At 68.3% G+C, this 16,999-nt stretch carries 14 protein-coding genes; 11 read left to right on the top strand and 3 right to left on the bottom strand.

Annotated elements, in window-relative coordinates; translation table 11 throughout:
• Positions 1 to 57: 57 nt before the first annotated feature.
• Complete coding sequence (locus PMI02_RS10965) at positions 58 to 981, top strand: formylglycine-generating enzyme family protein (protein WP_036503441.1); 924 nt, start codon at positions 58 to 60, stop codon at positions 979 to 981.
• Positions 982 to 1,070: 89 nt separating this feature from the next.
• Here PMI02_RS10965 and PMI02_RS10960 read toward each other — a convergent pair whose 3' ends face one another.
• Positions 1,071 to 2,135: a BON domain-containing protein gene (locus PMI02_RS10960; protein WP_007682518.1), complete on the bottom strand. Its 1,065-nt coding sequence runs from the start codon at positions 2,133 to 2,135 to the stop codon at positions 1,071 to 1,073.
• 246 nt (positions 2,136 to 2,381) lie between these two features.
• On the opposite strand from PMI02_RS10960, the gene PMI02_RS10955 reads away from it, so the two are divergent.
• On the top strand, positions 2,382 to 3,578 hold the full coding sequence (locus tag PMI02_RS10955) for a GGDEF domain-containing protein (protein WP_007682517.1): 1,197 nt from the start codon (positions 2,382 to 2,384) through the stop codon (positions 3,576 to 3,578).
• Positions 3,579 to 3,581: 3 nt separating this feature from the next.
• Here PMI02_RS10955 and PMI02_RS10950 read toward each other — a convergent pair whose 3' ends face one another.
• Positions 3,582 to 3,833 (bottom strand): hypothetical protein, encoded by a 252-nt coding sequence (locus PMI02_RS10950; protein ID WP_007682516.1) that lies wholly within the window; start codon positions 3,831 to 3,833, stop codon positions 3,582 to 3,584.
• A 239-nt stretch (positions 3,834 to 4,072) separates the two neighbouring features.
• Here PMI02_RS10950 and PMI02_RS10945 point away from each other — a divergent pair, with 239 nt between their 5' ends.
• Complete coding sequence (locus PMI02_RS10945; protein ID WP_007682515.1) at positions 4,073 to 7,717, top strand: PAS domain S-box protein; 3,645 nt, start codon at positions 4,073 to 4,075, stop codon at positions 7,715 to 7,717.
• 80 nt (positions 7,718 to 7,797) lie between these two features.
• Complete coding sequence (locus PMI02_RS10940) at positions 7,798 to 8,181, top strand: response regulator (RefSeq protein WP_007682514.1); 384 nt, start codon at positions 7,798 to 7,800, stop codon at positions 8,179 to 8,181.
• Positions 8,182 to 8,280: 99 nt separating this feature from the next.
• Here PMI02_RS10940 and PMI02_RS10935 read toward each other — a convergent pair whose 3' ends face one another.
• Positions 8,281 to 9,036 (bottom strand): energy transducer TonB, encoded by a 756-nt coding sequence (locus PMI02_RS10935; RefSeq protein ID WP_238539054.1) that lies wholly within the window; start codon positions 9,034 to 9,036, stop codon positions 8,281 to 8,283.
• Positions 9,037 to 9,280: 244 nt separating this feature from the next.
• On the opposite strand from PMI02_RS10935, the gene PMI02_RS10930 reads away from it, so the two are divergent.
• From PMI02_RS10930 to PMI02_RS10900, 7 genes are all read left to right on the top strand, one after another.
• Positions 9,281 to 9,958 carry a PepSY-associated TM helix domain-containing protein gene (locus PMI02_RS10930; RefSeq protein ID WP_369751223.1) on the top strand — a complete coding sequence of 226 codons (678 nt, stop codon included), beginning with the start codon at positions 9,281 to 9,283 and terminating at the stop codon, positions 9,956 to 9,958.
• A 14-nt stretch (positions 9,959 to 9,972) separates the two neighbouring features.
• Positions 9,973 to 10,461: a DUF2271 domain-containing protein gene (locus PMI02_RS10925; RefSeq protein ID WP_007682511.1), complete on the top strand. Its 489-nt coding sequence runs from the start codon at positions 9,973 to 9,975 to the stop codon at positions 10,459 to 10,461.
• Between the two features lie 48 nt (positions 10,462 to 10,509).
• A complete protein-coding gene (locus PMI02_RS10920; protein WP_007682509.1) occupies positions 10,510 to 11,445 on the top strand; it encodes a DUF4198 domain-containing protein in 936 nt (311 codons plus the stop codon).
• 28 nt (positions 11,446 to 11,473) lie between these two features.
• Positions 11,474 to 12,469 (top strand): FAD:protein FMN transferase, encoded by a 996-nt coding sequence (locus tag PMI02_RS10915; protein WP_007682507.1) that lies wholly within the window; start codon positions 11,474 to 11,476, stop codon positions 12,467 to 12,469.
• Between the two features lie 137 nt (positions 12,470 to 12,606).
• Entirely contained in the window at positions 12,607 to 15,024 is a 2,418-nt protein-coding gene (locus PMI02_RS10910) for a TonB-dependent siderophore receptor (RefSeq protein WP_007682506.1), read from the top strand.
• Between the two features lie 100 nt (positions 15,025 to 15,124).
• Complete coding sequence (locus PMI02_RS10905; protein ID WP_007682505.1) at positions 15,125 to 15,805, top strand: Fe2+-dependent dioxygenase; 681 nt, start codon at positions 15,125 to 15,127, stop codon at positions 15,803 to 15,805.
• The gene (locus tag PMI02_RS10900; protein WP_193372884.1) at positions 15,802 to 16,914 is read left to right on the top strand and encodes an alpha-hydroxy acid oxidase; all 1,113 of its coding nucleotides are present in this window, start codon (positions 15,802 to 15,804) and stop codon (positions 16,912 to 16,914) included. Before PMI02_RS10905 ends, PMI02_RS10900 begins: the two co-directional genes overlap by 4 nt.
• Positions 16,915 to 16,999: the final 85 nt, after the last annotated feature.

The raw sequence follows: 16,999 nt of genomic DNA, 5'->3' as shown, positions 1-16,999 counted from the left end.
CGCATGGAGAGCATCGACATCGGACGCGATAGCGCCAAACCGGCCGAAATGGACGACATGGTCGTTATCCCGGCGGGCACCTTCACCATGGGTTCGGAGACGTTCTACCCCGAGGAAGCCCCCTTGCGCCGCGTCTCGGTCGATGCCTTCCGGATGGACCGGACCCCGGTGACCAACCGCCAGTTCGCGGCCTTCGTCGAGGCTACCGGCCACACCACCGTCGCCGAGGTCGCGCCCGATCCCAAGGATTATCCCGGCATGCTGGCCGGCATGGACCGCGCCGGATCGCTTGTTTTCGGCAAGACTACGGCACCGGTGGACACCACAAACCCCGGAAACTGGTGGAATTTCACGTTCGGTGCTTATTGGCGCCAGCCCCTGGGCGTGGGCAGCGATATCGAAAGCCTGGGGCTCTGGGAGCACCCTGTCGTGCAGGTCGCCTACGCCGATGCTGAGGCTTACGCGAAGTGGGCGGGCAAAGACCTGCCGACCGAAGCGGAATTCGAATATGCCGCTCGGGGAGGGCTTGAGGGCAGAGATTATGCCTGGGGGGACGAATTGGCGCCGGGTGGGGTGATGATGGCGAACTACTGGCAGGGATTGTTCCCGTTCGCCAACCAGATGCTCGACGGGTGGGAGCGGACTTCGCCGGTCGGGACGTACCTGGCGAACGGCTACGGGCTCGTCGACATGATCGGCAATACCTGGGAATGGACGCGCGACTGGTGGAGCGAAAAGCCTGCAATTTCAAAGCCATCCGGCGGTTGCTGCGCGTTGAGCAACCCGCGCGGCGCCAAGCTCAAAGACAGCTTCGACCCGGCGCAACCGGGGGTGCGGATCGGGCGCAAGGTCATCAAGGGAGGGTCGCACCTGTGTGCGGCGAACTACTGCCAGCGCTATCGACCCGCAGCGCGGCATCCGGAGATGATCGACACCTCCACCACCCACATAGGCTTCCGCTGCGTGACACGAAACGTCTGATTTTGCACGAAAAAGGGGAGCCCACAGGCTCCCCTTCCACGCCGGATCACGGCTGAAACCCGAACCCGACATAGACTGCACCTAAGCGGTCATGAACCCCTGCCGGAGGTGTCCTTGGCGGCGGCGGAGGACGCACTGGTCGCGGTGTGCGAATATCCGGGCGTGCTCGTCCCTACCGTCAGACCCGAACGGCCGGTGGTGCGGTCGCTCGAGGTGCTGGCGAGGCGGAGGTTGTTCTGCACGTGGCGGACACCGCTGACGCCGTCGGCCACGTCTTCCGCGCGGCGCTTGTCCTGCCGGCTGTCGACCGTGCCTTCGAGCGTGACTTCACCGTCCTTGACCTGCACCCGGACATGGCTGGCATCGACGCGCCAGTCGTGCGTCAGGGCATCGTTGATATCCTCGCGGATGCGCTCGTCGGAGCGGGTGTAGTCCGAGGGACCGCGTCCGCGGTGGTCGGCCTCGCGCCGGCGGGCGGCGTCGTCATCGCCGAACCAGCTGGCGACCTCGTCCCCCGCGCGCTGCAGGAAGCCGCGGCGCTCGCCGTATTCGCGCCAGCTGCGGTCCTCGTCCGCGTCGCGGCCGCGCGACCAACTGCCGGGGCCGTAGCTCGGGCGGTAGGAGTTGCTGGGGTGTAGGCCGCCGCTCAGGCCCGCGCTTTCGCGCGCGGAGGAATCACGGCCGCCGTAGTCCTCGCTGGTGAAGCTGCCGAAGTCGCTGCCGCCGCTGGCGTCGAACGAGCGCGCCGGATACTCGGCGCCGCGCGAACCCTGCGAGCCCGAGAAGCGGTAGCCCCGCTCTACAGAGCCGCCGCGGCCATAGCCGCTGTCGCCGTAGACGGGTTCGTTGTAGCCGCGCTGACCGAAGCCGCCGCGATCACGTCCACGGTAACCACGATCGCGCGCCGCATCGTCCTGGCGCAGCCTGGCGCTTTCATTCTCGCCGTGGAGGTCACCGATGTAGCGGCCTTCGGACTGACGGCCCTGACCGAAATGGTCGGTCCGCTCGTTCTCGTCGTTTTCCCAGCCGGAGCCGGTCTGGCGGTTGACGTCTCCCTGCCACTGGTTGGCCTGACGGGGCGAATCCCATGAGCTGTCGTCGCTGCGATAGCCACCGGCCTGGCGGCTGCCGGCATTGGGGTCACGTCGATTCATGGATGCTCTCCTTGGTCTAGGTTCTATGTGCGCGCCGATCGGGCATGACGGGTTGCGACCCCTCTCCCTCGGCACGATGCCACTGAAACGGCCGACTGCGCCCAAGTGATCCACTGTCCGGCGCACCGGGAATGGCGTCCGTCGCAACGCCGATTTCCGGATTGAGCTGGCCGGGCGTCAAGGTGCACCTTTTGTTTAGGATAATGCGGTACATAGCCCCATCGATTGTCGGGATTCCGGGATTTCATGGCGGCTGACGCGCAAACCATGCTGCTGATGACGAATGCCATCGCATTCGTCGCGGCGGCGTTCCTTTTCATTGAGTGGCGGACCCTTGGCGAGCGCTTCCTGCTGAGCTTCGCGCTGGGCTTCCTGTCGATCGTCGTCGGCTCCTCATTGGCGCCGCTGCGACAGGGGGGTTCCTTCCTCGTCGGCGTGTGGATCTCCAATTCGATGGTGCCCCTTGCCCATCTCGCGTTCCTTCACGGCGCCGCCTCGTTTTCCGGCCGCAGGATTTCCCGCGCCTGGTTCCTCACGCCGGTGCTGTGCTGCGCCCTCATGGGGTACGCCGGGCTGGACGCCGCGCTGGGCGACCGTGACCAGCTCATGTCGCTGTTCAATGCCGGCTTCGTCGCCGTGCTTTCGCTCAAGGCTGCGAGCGTGCTGCCGCCCGCGTCCGGGTCCGGCGGGTCCGAGACCCGGATGCTGGCGTACACCTTCCTGTTCCACGGCAGCTTCTACACCCTCAAGGCTCTCTGCGCCTTCGTGCCCGGCGCGTTCGTCAGCCTCTCCAGCTATGCCGGGACGATGATCGTGGTCTCCCTGTTCGAAGGCGTGCTCGTCGCGGTGGCGCTTGCCATGTCGATCGCGGGAGCCCTGCGCCGCCGCCGCGAGGACCGGGTCACCCGCCTTGCCGAGAGCGATCCGCTGACTGGCCTGCTCAACCGGCGCGGCTTCGAGGAACGTCTCAAGGCGTTGTACGCGGACGATCAGCCGCAGGACTGCGGCGCCCTGCTGCTGATCGACGTCGACCATTTCAAGTCCGTCAACGACCGCTTCGGGCACCAGGAAGGCGACCGCCTGCTGGTCGCGCTTGCCAAGTACCTGAAGCTGCGCAGTCCCGCCGCCGCGATCATCGGCCGGTTCGGCGGGGACGAGTTCGCCGTCGTGCTTCCCCGTTTCGACGAAGCCCGCGCGCTCGACCTCGCGCACGGCCTCTGCTCGGGCTTTGCAAACCGCATGGGGCCAGAGAACTCGGGCACCCTCAGCATCGGCTGTGCCGCGCTGCGCGGCGGGATTGAAGGATGGCCCGACGCCCACCTGCGGGCCGACCGCAGCCTTTACGACGCCAAGAGCGAGGGGCGCAACCGAGCCAGCCTGCGGCCCGTCGCTTCCTCCGCTCCCGGCGAACTCGCGTTCTTCCCGATGGCCGCTAACGGCTGACAGTCAGGTGGGGCCGACAGCCTCGCGCGATCCCTTCGACGGCTCGCCGCCTGCCTTGGGCGGCTCGGCTTCGTCCTTGCGCCAACGGTCGTCCTCTTCGGCGGGTTGGCCGGTCACGTTGCGCTGGTCGCGCGGCTCGTATTCGCCGCGCCCGGCACGGGCATCCTCCTGCTCGCGCCACGATTTGCCCGGATCGCCAGCGGTGCCGACGACCTTGCGCGAATCCTGGGGTTCGTATTCGCCTCCGCCCGACATGTTCCTCGTCCTTTCCTCCGCGCCCTGGGGCGACGGCAATGATCCATCTTCCGCCTACGCGCGCCGGAGGCATCAGGTTGCATCGTGCCGCCTGCGATCGGACGTCCCGTTGCGGGGCGGCGATGGTTGGATAGCGGGCGATAAGGTGTTGACCGGGAACCGATGCCTGCGTGATGTGTTCCCGCGTGACGCATGCACGGAAGCTCCGTCGATCGCGCGCGAAGGGAAGCTGAGGGGCAATGACGCGCAGGAATGAGATCGGCGACGGGTTCATGGGACTCGGTGGCGAACTCGCACGCCGCATCGCCGAGTACGACTGGGCGTCGACCCCGGTCGGTCCGATCGGGCAGTGGCCTCTCAGCCTGCGCCATACCGTGGGCATGATGCTGCCCTCTCCCGTCCCGCTGGTGCTGCTCTGGGGCGACGAGGGCGTCATGCTCTACAACGACGCCTATGCGAAATTCGCCGGAGCGCGCGACGGGCGCCTGCTGGGCTCGAACGTGCGCGATGGCTGGGACGAAGTCGCCGAATTCAACGACAACGTCATGCGCGTGGGCCTCGCCGGCAAGACGCTGAGCTACCGCGACCACGTCCTCACCCTCTACCGCGACGGCCGGCCCGAACGGGTCTGGATGAACCTAGACTATTCACCCGTGCCCGGCGACGACGGCAAGCCCGCCGGGGTCATCGCCGTGGTGATCGAGACCACCCAGGCCCGGCTTGCCGCCGAAGCCCTGCAGGAAAGCGAGGCCCGCCTGCGGTTCCTCGATGAACTCGGCCGCGCCATCGCCGACTGCCGGGGCGCGGACCAGATCCTGGCGATCACCACCCGCCTCACCGCCGAGCACCTTGGCCTCAGCAACTGCGCCTATGCCGACATGGACGACGACGGGGACGGTTTCACCATCCACGGCAACTGGCACGCGCCCGGCTCGCCCTCGATCGTCGGGCACTACAGCCTTGCCGACTTCGGGGCGCTGGCGGTGCGCGAACTGAACGCCGGGCGCCCGCTCATCGTCAACGACAACGCGGCGGAACTGCCGCCCGAGGAAGCGAAGACCTTCCAGGACATCGGCATCGCCGCGACCATCTGCGTGCCGCTGGTCAAGCAGGGCCGCCTCACCGCGCTGATGGCGATCCACGACCGGGCGCCGCACTCCTGGACCGACTACGAACTTGGCGTCATCCGCGAAGTGACCGAGCGCTCCTGGGCGCACATCCAGCGCGCCAGCGCCGAAGTGCTGCTGCGCGAGCGCGAGGAGTACAACCGCCAGATCCTCGACGGCGCGGTCGACTACGGCATCGTCGCGACGGACCTCGGCGGCCACGTCACCCTCTGGAACGCGGGCGCGGCGGCGATGCTGGGCTGGACCGAGGCGGAAATGCTCGGCCAACCGATGGCGGTGTTCTTCACGCCGGAGGACCGCGCCGCCGGCCGCCCCGCGGCCAAGCGCCGCGAGGCGATGGAGACGGGCCGCGCCCACGACGCGCGCTGGCACCTTCGCAAGTCGGGCGAGCGGTTCTGGGGCCTGAGCGAGATGACCCCGCTGCGGGGTGCCGCCAGCACGCCCATCGGTTTCGTCAAGCTCATGCGCGACCGCACGCACGAGCACGAGGCGCAGACCGCGCTGCGCCTCAGCGAGGACCAGCTGCGCCGGGCGCAGGTGGCGGGCGGGGTCGGCCTGTTCTCGGTGGACATCGCCCGCAACACAATCAGCGGCACCGACGAATTCTGCCGCATCTTCGGCGTCGAGCAGCGCGGCCCGGTCCCTCCGGAAATCTTCGAGAACCTCGTCGTCCCCGAGGACCGCGCGACGATCTCCAACATCGCCCGGCGCCACGACGCCGCCACCCCGCTCGACGTCGAGTACCGCATCCGCCGCGCCGACAACGGTGAGGAGCGCATCGTCTCGCGCAAGGCCGACTTCGAGCTGGACGCGGAACGCCGGCCGGTGCGGATGGTCGGCGTGGTGCAGGACGTCACCGACCGCCGCCGCACCCAGCTCGCGCTGGAGACCAGCGAGGCGCAGTTCAGCGCCCTGGCGCAGAACATGCCGACGCAGGTCTGGACCGCCCGCGCCGACGGCGGGCTCGACTGGTTCAACGACCGTGTCTACGCCTATTCCGGCGAGCCGCGCGGCACTCTCGACGGCGCCGGCTGGACCCGGCTCCTGCACCCGGACGACCGCGCCGCCGTGCTCGGCCGCTGGAAGGACTCGCTCGCCAGCGGAGAGGTGTTCGACACCGAATTCCGCCTCCGCGACGCCGAGGGCACCTACCGCTGGCACCTCTCGCGCGCGCTGCCGCTGGCCGACGCGCGCGGCGCCATCACCGCATGGGTCGGCACCAATACGGAAATCGAGGCGCAGAAGCAGGCCGAGGCCGCCTATGCGCAGGACCGCGACCGCCTCTGGACGATCAGCCGCGACCTCATGCTGGTCTGCGACTTCACCGGGCTGATCACGGCCGTGAATCCCTCCGCCGAACGCCTGCTCGGCTGGCACGAGGGCGAGATGCTGGGCCGCCGCATCGCCGCCTTCGTCCACCCCGACGACCGCGAGCAGACCGCCACCGAAGTCGCCAAGCTGTCCGCCGGCGTGCGCACGATCGCCTTCGAGAACCGCTACCGCACCAAGGAAGGCGACTACCGCCTGCTCGCCTGGACCGCCGTGCCGGACGAGCGCCGTATCCACGCCGTCGGCCGCGACATTACCGACCAGCGCGCGGTCGAGGACGCGCTGCGCCAGTCGCAGAAGATGGAGGCGGTCGGCCAGCTGACCGGCGGCATCGCCCACGATTTCAACAACCTGCTGCAGGGCATCACCGGCAGCCTCGACGTCATGCACAACCGGCTTGCGCAGGGCCGGACCCAGGACCTCGACCGCTGGCTGGCCGGCGCGCGCACCTCGGCCGAGCGTGCCGCAGCGCTGACCCACCGGCTGCTCGCCTTCTCGCGCCGCCAGCCGCTCGACCCCCGGCCGGTGCGGACAAACCCGCTCATCGCCTCGATGGAGGACATGCTGCGCCGCACGCTGGGCGAGCATATCGAACTGGAATTCGTGCTGGCGGGCGGGTTGTGGCAGACCCGCTGCGATCCCAACCAGCTCGAAAGCGCGATCCTCAACCTCGTCATCAACGCCCGTGACGCCATGCCGAGGGGCGGAAAGCTGACGATCGAGACCTGCAACGCCCACCTCGACGGCCACTACGCCTCGCTCCAGCGCGACGTGAAGCCGGGGCAATACGTGTGCATCGCCATCACCGACACCGGCGTTGGCATGAGCCGCGAGACCGCCGCCCGCGCCTTCGAGCCGTTCTTCACGACCAAGCCGATCGGGCAGGGCACCGGCCTCGGCCTGTCGATGATTTACGGCTTCGCGCGCCAGTCTGAAGGCTACGCGCGCATCTATTCCGAGGAAGCCAAGGGCACCACGATCAAGCTCTACCTCCCCCGCCACCATGGCGCCGAGGGGCTGCTCGACGAGGACGCGCACCGCGACGCGCCGCCGTCCGCGCAGGACGGCGAAGTGGTGCTGGTGGTGGAGGACGAACCCGTCGTGCGCGGGCTGATCCTGGAGGTGCTCGACGAACTGGGCTACACCGCGATCGAGGCTTCGGACGGCCCCTCCGGCCTCGCGGTCCTGCAGTCCGGCCGGCGCATCGACCTGCTCGTCACAGACATCGGTCTTCCCGGCCTCAACGGCCGCCAGGTCGCTGACGGCGGCCGCGCCTCGCGCCCCGACCTCAAGGTGCTGTTCATGACCGGCTACGCGGAGAACGCGGCGATGGCCTCGGGCTTCCTCGAGCCCGGCATGGCGATGATTACCAAGCCGTTCGCCATGGACGTGCTCGCCGGGCGGATCCGCGAAATCATCGGCAATTGAGGGTCTTGCAGCGGGGGCGGACGACTGCCAATAGTTCCCAAACACACTTCGATGCCGCGCGCATCATTAAAGGCCCGACGATGTCTGAGCAAATATCCAACTTCAAGGGGCTAAGGGTTCTCGTGGCAGAGGATGAATTCCTCGTCTCGATGCTTCTGGAAGAAATGCTCGACGACCTCGGCTGCACGGTCGTCGGCCCTTATGCCACGCTGTCGGCCGCGCTCGACGGTGCCCGGAACGAGGCTTACGACGTCGCCGTGATCGATCTCAACCTCGGCGGCGAAAAGGCGGACCCGATCATCGCCGAAGTCTCCGCACGCGCCATCCCCCACGCCATCGCCAGCGGCGGCTACGACGCGGCCACCGGTCACCGGCCCACCGTTCTGCTCGACAAGCCCTACAGCTCGGCGCAGCTCGAACAGGCGATGCGGGTACTGCATGCCTCGCTGGAAGACCGGGCCTGAGCGCCGGTCAGATCCATCAGGATCGACGACGCACTGCGCAAATCCCGCCAAGGCGATCGAGGTTCAGGGCTGCGTGACGCCCTTCGGCCTCCCGTGCTCTCAGGCCGAAGCCATCAGCACGAACGGGATCGTCACGTAGCCGCGCACCACCATGGCGGTGCCGCCGCTCATGGTCGGCTGCCAGCGCCAGCGCTTCACCGCCTGCAGCGCGGCGCGGTCGAGGCGGTCGCTGCCACTGCTGCCGGCTACCTTGATGTCCGAGACCTTGCCGTCGGTCCCGATCAGCACCAGCAGCTTCACCGTGCCCTGCTCTCGCGCGCGGCGCGCCTCGGTCGGGTAGGTCGGCGGCTTGGCGAACAGCACCTTGCTCGAAAGGTCGCCGCCTTCGAGCGTGGTGGAGGCAGGCGCGGCGGCGGGCGCTGCGGCCGTCTTGGTGCCCTCGCTCGTCACGGTCGGCGGGGCCGGCGGCGGCGGCGCGTCGACCATGACCTGCACCGGGCCCGCTGAAGGCAGCTCGATCATCGGCTTGGGCGCGACCGTCTGCGTCTTCGCCGCTTCGGGCGTATCCAGCTTGGTCTGCTCGGGCGGGGGCGGCGGCGTCACGTCCAGTTCGCGGATGTCGACCGTCGTCAGCCGCGCCCGCTCCTTGTGCATCGCCACGATGTTGAGCGTAGCCATCGCCGCGACGATCGCCAGGATCGCCCCCGCCGACGCCAGCAGCGCCATCGGGCGCGCATTCTTCGACGGCTGGTACACCGCGCGTTCGTAGGAACCGCCGCCGATCCTGGGCGATTCGCGCAGTCCCTCATATGGCCCCCCGGCGCTTTCGTATGACGGGTCCAAACCTGTTGCCAAGGCCGGAATATGGGCGAACTCATCCACTGTGGGAACCGCGAGTGTCGCCAATTGTAATCTCCTGCCAACCACTATTGCGAGTGATTTGCATATACACTAAGCACCGGCTCGTCCAGAGGGCACACCCTTTCCGGGCGGCGCAAAATCGACCGGGCGTTCGCCGGCGCCGTCTTCCCTGAATGACGAAGGAAACGACACGTTGGAAGCTGCCGATGCCCTTGAACAACGCCCCGGTGACCAGCGGGTGACGGGCAATTCGGCGGGCCCGCCCGTGGCCAGGCCCAAGCCGGCCAAACCCGCGGCGAAGAAGAACAAGAAGGCCCGCGCCTTCTGGCTGAAGCAGCTGCACACCTGGCACTGGGCGAGTGCGGCGATCTCGCTGGCGGCGATGTTCCTGTTCTCGGTGACCGGCATCACGCTCAACCACGCGACCTCGATCGGCGCCGAGCCGGTGGTGACCAAGAGCGCGGGCCAGTTGCCGCCCGCCCTGCTCGGCAAGCTGCATGCACCGGGTGACGCCGCCGACCCGCTGCCCGCCGAGGTTTCCAAGGCCGTTGCCGCCGTCGTGCCCCTCGATCCCTCGGGCCGCCCCGCAGACTGGTCCGCCGACGACGAAGTCTACGTCGCCATGCCTGGCCCCGGGCGCGACGCCTGGGTCAGCATCGACCGCGCGAGCGGCGCCGTCGCCGCCGAAGTGACCGACCGCGGCTGGATTTCCTACCTGAACGACCTCCACAAGGGCCGCAACACCGGCGATGCCTGGTTCTGGTTCATCGATCTCTTCGCCGTCGCCTGCGTGCTGTTCACGCTGACTGGCCTGCTCCTCCTCCAGCTCCACGCACGGCACCGGCCAATGACCTGGCCGCTGGTCGGCCTCAGCCTCATCGCGCCGCTGCTGCTGGCGCTCCTGTTCATCCACTGACGAGAAAGCCCGTGATGACCCGAAACCTCCTTCTGCCCGCACTGCCCCTGCTCGCCGGCGCCGTCGTCGCCAGCCCTGCGCTTGCCGCCTCGGTGACCATCACCATCCCGCAGATCAAGGTGGCTGAATACCACAAGCCCTACGTTGCGGGCTGGATCGAGCCCGTCGCCGGTGGCGCGCCGCGAACGATCTTCGTGTGGTACGACGTCAAGAAGGCCGGCCGCGAGCCCGGCACCAAGTGGCTGGCGGACCTGCGCTCCTGGTGGCGCAAGGGCGGCAACACGATGAAGATGCCCGCCGACGGCCTCAGCGGCGCGACCCGCGCGCCGGGCAGCTACACCGTGCCGATCCCCGCCAACCTTCCCGCCGGCCAGTACGTCCTCAAGGTCGAGGCCGCGCGCGAGACGGGGGGACGCGAGCTGGTCTCGGTGCCGTTCTCGGTCCCGGCCAAGGGCGGCTCGGCATCGGGCAAGACTGAGCTGGGCACCATCACCATCCGCTGATCCGGTCGCCGACAGGCTGACCATCCGCTTACCAACAGGGGAATTTCCATGCGCTTTCGCACTATCATGATGATCGCCGCCGCGTCCTCCGCGCTCGCCACGCCTGCCCTTGCCCACCGCATGTGGCTGCTGCCCTCGACCACGACGCTGGCCGGCACCAGCGAGTACGTCACCGTGGACGCGGCCGTTTCGAACGACCTGTTCTACCCCGACCACCAGCCCATGGACCCGGCGCAGGTCAGCGTCTGGGCACCCGACGGCACCGAAGCCAAGATCGAGAACCCGTCCAAGGGCAAGTACCGCGGTACTTTCGACGTCGCGATCAACAAGCCGGGCACCTGGAAGATCGGCATGCAGCGCTCCTCGATCGGCGGCACCTTCAAGGTCGGCGCCGAGCAGTGGCGCGTCGGCGGACGCGGCCGCCCGGCCGGCGCTCCGGGCGCGCCCGGCGGCGCTCCTGGTGGTGCTCCCGGCGCGGGTGCTCGTCCGGCCGGCGCCCCCATGGGCGGCCCCGGTGGTCCCGGTGGCCCCGGTGGCCAGCCCATGCGGATGGTCGCGACCGTCGCCGACATCCCGGCCGATGCGACCGACATCAAGCTGAGCGAGACGCTGTCGACTTACGCGGTCTACGTCTCGGCCGACGCGCCGACGAAGCTGGCCACGACCGGCAAGGGCCTCGAATTCGATCCGATCACCCACCCCGACGCGCTGGTATCCGACGAAGAAGCCAGCTTCCGCTTCCTCATCGATGGCAAGCCGGCCGCGGGCGTCAAGGTCACCCTCATCCCCGGCGGCAAGAAGTACCGCGAGGCCGAGGACGCGCAGGAACTGATCACCGGCGCCGACGGCGTGCTGAAGATCAAGTGGCCGGTCGCCGGCATGTACTGGATGAGCGCCAGCGCCGAGGACGCCAAGCCCATCGACAAGCGCGCGGCCACCCGCCGCATGACGTTCACGAGCACGCTCGAAGTCGTCGCGCCCTGATCCGCGCCTCCGGCTGACTACAGACCCCATGCGTTTCGCCGTCCCGCTCGCGATTGATCCGTCCTGCTTCGCCACCTGGCGGCAGGACGCCCCGATCGCGGAGATGGGCGGCGAGACCATGGGCACGACCTGGTGCGTCAAGCTCGCCGCGCCCCCCGGCTTCGACCGCGCCGCCATGGTGGCCGCGATCGAGGCGCGACTCGAGGCGATCCTCGCGCAGATGAGCCACTGGCGCGAGGGCTCGCTCCTCGGCTGCTTCAACCGCGCTCTGGCGGGCGAGTGGCTGCCCCTGCCCGCCGACTTCGCACTGGTAATGGCGGCGGCGCTCGACGTGGCGGAACGCTCCGCGGGCGCCTTCGATCCGGCAATCGGCGCGCTCGTCAACGTCTGGGGCCATGGGCCCGTGCAGGCCGCGCGCGCACCTCGGCCCACCGAGATCTCGGCCGCGCGGGCCGTTTCCGGTTTCCAAAGGCTCGCTTACGACCGTGCCGCACGGCGGCTGCGCCAACCCGGCGGTCTTCACCTCGACCTCTCCGGCATCGCCAAAGGCTTTGCGGTGGACGCCCTCGCCCTGCTCCTGCGCGAATGCGGGTGTCATCATGCGCTGGTCGAGATCGGCGGCGAATTGGTCGGCTTAGGCCTCAGGCCTGATGGCGATCCCTGGTGGGTCGACCTCGAGACCCCTGCCGCCGGCATTGCGCCCCTGCGCGTGGCGCTCCATCAGCTCGCCGTCGCCACCTCGGGCGACTACGTACGCGGGCGGCACACCATCGACCCGCGCGGCGGATCGGCCGTCGAACACGCGGCCTCGGTCAGCGTGATCCACGCCTCAGCCATGCTGGCGGACGCCTGGGCGACGGCGCTGAGTGTCCATGCTCCCGCAGCCGCACAGACCTTGGCAGTCCGCGAACGGCTCGCGGTGCGCATGCTTGCGCGCGCCGGCGACTCGCTCGCCGAATGGATCAGCCCTGCCCTTGGCGCTCTGCTTGCACCTGCCGAAACGGGCGGCGCCGCCGCTCTCTGAGCCGTCAGTGTGACTTTACCGCGAGTCGCGATCCGTACGTAAATAGCAGGCGAACATTTTTTAATTTCATGCCTTGATAATGAGAGTGACTCTCAATATCAGCCCCTCGTCAAGTGCGACCACATCAGGGGGAAAACATGTCACTCAAGCCTTCCAAGGCGGCTGCCCGCCGCACGTTCCTTGCGCTGTCCTGCATCGCGCCGGCCTTCGCGCCCGTCGCCCATGCGCAGCAGGCGGAAGGCGCGGAACGCAGCCTCGGCGGCGTCACCGTGTCCGACACCGCGATCACCGAAGAGCCCGGCCGCAAGCTGGAATCGCCCAAGCGCACGCGTACCGTCCGCGATACGCCGCAGACGATCACGGTCCTCACCAATGAAGTGATCGAGCAGCAGAATTTGCTCACCCTGCGCGACGTGCTCTCGACCGTGCCGGGCATCACCTTCGGCGCCGGTGAGGGCGGCACCGGTCCCGGCGACAACATCACCTTCCGCGGCTACAGCGCCAGCAACGACATCACCATCGACGGTGTGCGCGACAGCGCGCAGATCACCCGCACCGACTCCTACAACCTCGACCAGGTCGAAGTGACCAACGGCGCGAACTCGGTCATCTCGGGCGCCGGGTCGACGGGCGGCAACATCAACATCGTCACCAAGCGGCCGAAGGCCGACGACGCCTACCTGGCGACCGGCGGCATCGGCACCGACAACTACTACCGCGCCACCGTCGACCTCAACAAGCGCGTCAACGACCTCGTCGCCTTCCGCCTCAACGCGATGTGGCACCGCAACGACGTCCCGGGCCGCGATGTCGAGGACTACAAGCGCTGGGGCGTCGCCCCGTCGGTCACCATCGGCATCGACAGCCCGACCCGTCTGACGCTGCAGTACAACCACCAGGAAGACGATAACATCCCGCAGTACGGCGTGCCGTACTACGCCGGCGCCCGCGTCCCCGGTGTCGATCGCAGCGACTACTTCGGCTATCGCAACGTCGATAAGCAGAAGATCAACGTCGACGCGCTCACCGCGATCTTCGAGCATGACTTCAGCGACACCGTCTCGGTCCGCAACCTCGCCCGCTGGCAGGATTCGCGCCAGCTCACGCAGGTCAACCCGCCGCAGGGAACCTACTGCCTCGCCAGCGGCCTGACGCCGACGGGCGGCGCCTGCACAGTGAACATCGGCACCACCGCCGCGCCCAACAACGTGCGCGTCCCCGCCGGCTACTACTATCCGACCGGTCCGCGTGGCACTACGCGCGATACTCGCAACCAGCTGATGTTCGACCAGTTCGACGTCAACGCCGTGTTCAACACCGGCGCGATCGAGCACACCGTCAACGTCGGCGTCGCCGCGACCTGGGAGAAGTACGACCTCTACAACGGCAACGTGCTGCGCAACGCCGACGGCACTGCTGCCTTCACCCGCCTGCCGCTCATCAACATCGACAACCCGAACGACGTGGTCGTCGGCCCGGCGACCTCTGCCTTCACCTACGGCAGCAATGTCTACACCGGCCCGGTCAACTTTATCCGCACCGGCCATACCATCGGTGAGCAGACCAACGTCGCGGGCTACCTGTTCGATACGATGAAGCTCGGCAAATTCGAGCTGAGCGGCGGCGCGCGCCTCGAGCGCAACAGCGGCACTTCGCGCACCGACACCATCGCTGCCACCACCACCGCCACGGTGACCCAGGGCCAGGTCACGCCTGGGATCCGAGCCAGGAACTCGGACACGCTGTTCTCGTACCGCGTCGGCCTGAACTACAAGCCGATCGAGGCAGTCAGCATCTACGCCGCCTACGGTAACTCCAAGACGCCGTCGAAGAACTCGGTCAACGGTTCGTGCACGGCCGACACGCCCGGCGTCGTCAACACGACCTGCAACATCAGCCCGGAATCGGCGAAGAACTACGAGATCGGCGTGAAGGGCGAACTGTTCGACGGCGGCCTCCTGCTGACGGCATCGGGCTTCCGCAACGAGCGTGACAAGTACGCGGTCGTCTCGGGCGATCCCACCGTTCCGAACCAGCAGCTCGACGGCAAGTCGCGCGTGGACGGCATTGCGCTCGGTGCTTCGGGCGCGATCACTTCGGCATGGACGATCACCGCGAACTACACCTACCTCAAGGCCAAGCTGCTGCAGTCGGTCTCGGACAACTGCCTTGCCAATCCCGGTACCGGCACCTGCACCAACACCCCCGCCAATCCGAACCCGGGCGGCGACCAGTACCTGCCGCAGACCCCCAAGCACTCGGGCAGCCTGTTCACCACCTACCGCCTGCCGTTCGGCCTGACGGTCGGCTACGGCTTCACCTATCAGGGCAGCTTCCTGCTGTCGGCCGCGACGCCGACGGCAGGAGCGGTCAAGTCGGACGACTTCCTCATCCACCAGGGCTACCTGGCGTATGAGTTCTCGCCCAACCTCTCTGCGCAGCTCAACGTCAAGAACATCGGCGACAAGCTGTACTTCACGCGCATCCGCAACAACGGCTGGGCCACCCCGGGCGATGCCCGCTCGGCGGTCCTGACCCTGACCGCGAAGATGTAATACTGAAGGGGACCCGGCGGGCGCTCACCGAGTGCGTCCGCCGGGTTTTCCTTTGATCCCGATCATTGTCACCGCCCCGATATTGGGCGAGAGAGACCGTATGGTCATCGAAATTCCCGAACTTTTCGACGCTTCCGAAGTGCGCGAGATCCGCGCCGCGCTCGAAGGCGCCGACTGGACGGACGGGCGCGCCACCGCCGGCCACCGCGCCGCCCGCGTCAAGGAAAACGAGCAGCTCCCGCTCGATCACCCGCTGGCGAAGCAACTTGCAGACCGCGTGCTCGACCGGCTCGCCAAGACGCCGCTGTTCATCGCCGCCGCCCTGCCCGCAAAGGTGCTCCAGCCGCGCTTCAGCCGCTATGACGGGCGCGGCCACTACGGCAACCACGTCGACAACGCGATCTTCCCGATCCCCGGCACCGGCGAGCACCTCCGCTCCGACGTCTCGAGCACCCTGTTCCTCAGCGATCCCGAGGAATACGAGGGCGGCGAACTGGTGATCGAGGACATGTTCGGCGCCCATTCGATCAAGCTGCCCGCGGGTCACCTGATCGTCTATCCCGGCTCCAGCCTTCACCGCGTCATGCCGGTGACGAAAGGAACGCGCTTCGTCTCGTTCTTCTGGACCCAGAGCTTCGTCGCGTCGCCCGAGAAGCGGCGGCTGATGTTCGAACTGGACGGCGCCATTCAGGCGGTCGCCACCGACCACCCCGACCATGCCTCGGTGGACTCGCTGACGCAGGTCTACCACAACCTCCTGCGACAGTGGTCGGCGACGTGAGCCATCCGCCCCTCTCCGCCATTCCGGAGGACCTGCGCAGCCTTGCCGACTACGAGCTGCGGGCGGCGCAGCACCTCACCCCCGAGGCGTGGCGCCACATCCAGGAAGGCGCCGGCCGCGAGATCACGCTCTACGAGAACCGGGCCGCCTTCGACCGCATCGGCCTGCTGCCCCGCGCAATGGCGGACCTCGATGGCGGCACCCGGATCGAGCTGCTGGGCCGCAGCCACGCCTCGCCGATCCTGCTCGCGCCGATCGCCTACCAGCGCCTCGCGCATCCCGACGGCGAACTGGCGGCAGTGCGCGCTGCCACGGCGTTGGACACCGGCATGGTCGTCAGCACGCTCGCCAGCGTCACGATCGAGGATATCGCCGCCGCCGCGCATTCCCTAGGCCGCGAACTGGAGCGCCCGGCCGCGCCGCTGTGGTTCCAGCTCTACCTGCAGCCCGAGCGCGAACACAGCCTGCAACTCGTCCGCCGCGCCGAGGCGGCGGGCTACGAGGCGATCGTCCTGACAATCGACGCCGCGCTCAAGCCTGCGGGCATGACGCTGCCTCCGGGCGTGGACGCGGTGAACCTCGCCGGAATGCCCCGCCCGCGCCAAGTTTCTGTTCCGGGCGGGCGCATCCTGCTCGGCACTCCCCTGACCGACGCCGCACCCAAATGGGCCGACCTCGCCTGGCTGCGCGGCGTCACCACGCTGCCGATCCTCGTCAAGGGGCTGGTCCTGGGAGAAGACGCCCGCCGCACAGTGGACGAGGGCGCGGACGGCCTCATCGTCTCCAACCACGGCGGCCGGGTCCTCGACGGCCTGCCCAGCGCGATTGAACTGATCCAGTCGGTAGCCGAAGCAACGCAAGGGCGTGTGCCGCTGCTGCTCGACGGCGGCGTCAGGCAGGGCACCGACGTGGTAAAGGCGCTGGCGCTCGGCGCGGCGGCGGTGCTCGTCGGCCGCCCGCAGCTCCATGCGCTCGCGGTCGCCGGGATGCCAGGGGTGGCGCACATGATCCACCTGATGCGCACCGAACTGGAAGCCGCGATGGCCCAGCTGGGCTGCCCCTCGGTGGCCATGCTCACCCCGGATAGGCTCGTCGCGCTGGGCGGCTGACGCGAGCGGCCGCGGAAGCCTTCCCGCTAAAACGAAAGAGGGGGGCCTTGCGGATGCAAGGCCCCCCGTTTGCCGTTTGCCGGAA

Origin of the sequence: Novosphingobium sp. AP12 (assembly GCF_000281975.1) — a bacterium.
Taxonomy (GTDB): domain Bacteria; phylum Pseudomonadota; class Alphaproteobacteria; order Sphingomonadales; family Sphingomonadaceae; genus Novosphingobium.
The sequence above is the reverse complement of the archived record's forward strand: the minus strand, read 5'-3'. Positions and strand labels throughout refer to the sequence as shown.

What these genes read in the sequence shown, in the direction of transcription:
- PMI02_RS10925 (WP_007682511.1), top strand. Translation starts at nt 9,973, where the DNA reads ATGACCCGAAACCTCCTTCTGCCCGCACTGCCCCTGCTCGCCGGCGCC.
- PMI02_RS10940 (WP_007682514.1), top strand. Translation starts at nt 7,798, where the DNA reads ATGTCTGAGCAAATATCCAACTTCAAGGGGCTAAGGGTTCTCGTGGCA.
- PMI02_RS10960 (WP_007682518.1), bottom strand. Translation starts at nt 2,135, where the DNA reads ATGAATCGACGTGACCCCAATGCCGGCAGCCGCCAGGCCGGTGGCTAT.
- PMI02_RS10950 (WP_007682516.1), bottom strand. Translation starts at nt 3,833, where the DNA reads ATGTCGGGCGGAGGCGAATACGAACCCCAGGATTCGCGCAAGGTCGTC.
- PMI02_RS10920 (WP_007682509.1), top strand. Translation starts at nt 10,510, where the DNA reads ATGCGCTTTCGCACTATCATGATGATCGCCGCCGCGTCCTCCGCGCTC.
- PMI02_RS10910 (WP_007682506.1), top strand. Translation starts at nt 12,607, where the DNA reads ATGTCACTCAAGCCTTCCAAGGCGGCTGCCCGCCGCACGTTCCTTGCG.
- PMI02_RS10915 (WP_007682507.1), top strand. Translation starts at nt 11,474, where the DNA reads ATGCGTTTCGCCGTCCCGCTCGCGATTGATCCGTCCTGCTTCGCCACC.
- PMI02_RS10955 (WP_007682517.1), top strand. Translation starts at nt 2,382, where the DNA reads ATGGCGGCTGACGCGCAAACCATGCTGCTGATGACGAATGCCATCGCA.
- PMI02_RS10905 (WP_007682505.1), top strand. Translation starts at nt 15,125, where the DNA reads ATGGTCATCGAAATTCCCGAACTTTTCGACGCTTCCGAAGTGCGCGAG.
- PMI02_RS10945 (WP_007682515.1), top strand. Translation starts at nt 4,073, where the DNA reads ATGACGCGCAGGAATGAGATCGGCGACGGGTTCATGGGACTCGGTGGC.
- PMI02_RS10965 (WP_036503441.1), top strand. Translation starts at nt 58, where the DNA reads ATGGTCGTTATCCCGGCGGGCACCTTCACCATGGGTTCGGAGACGTTC.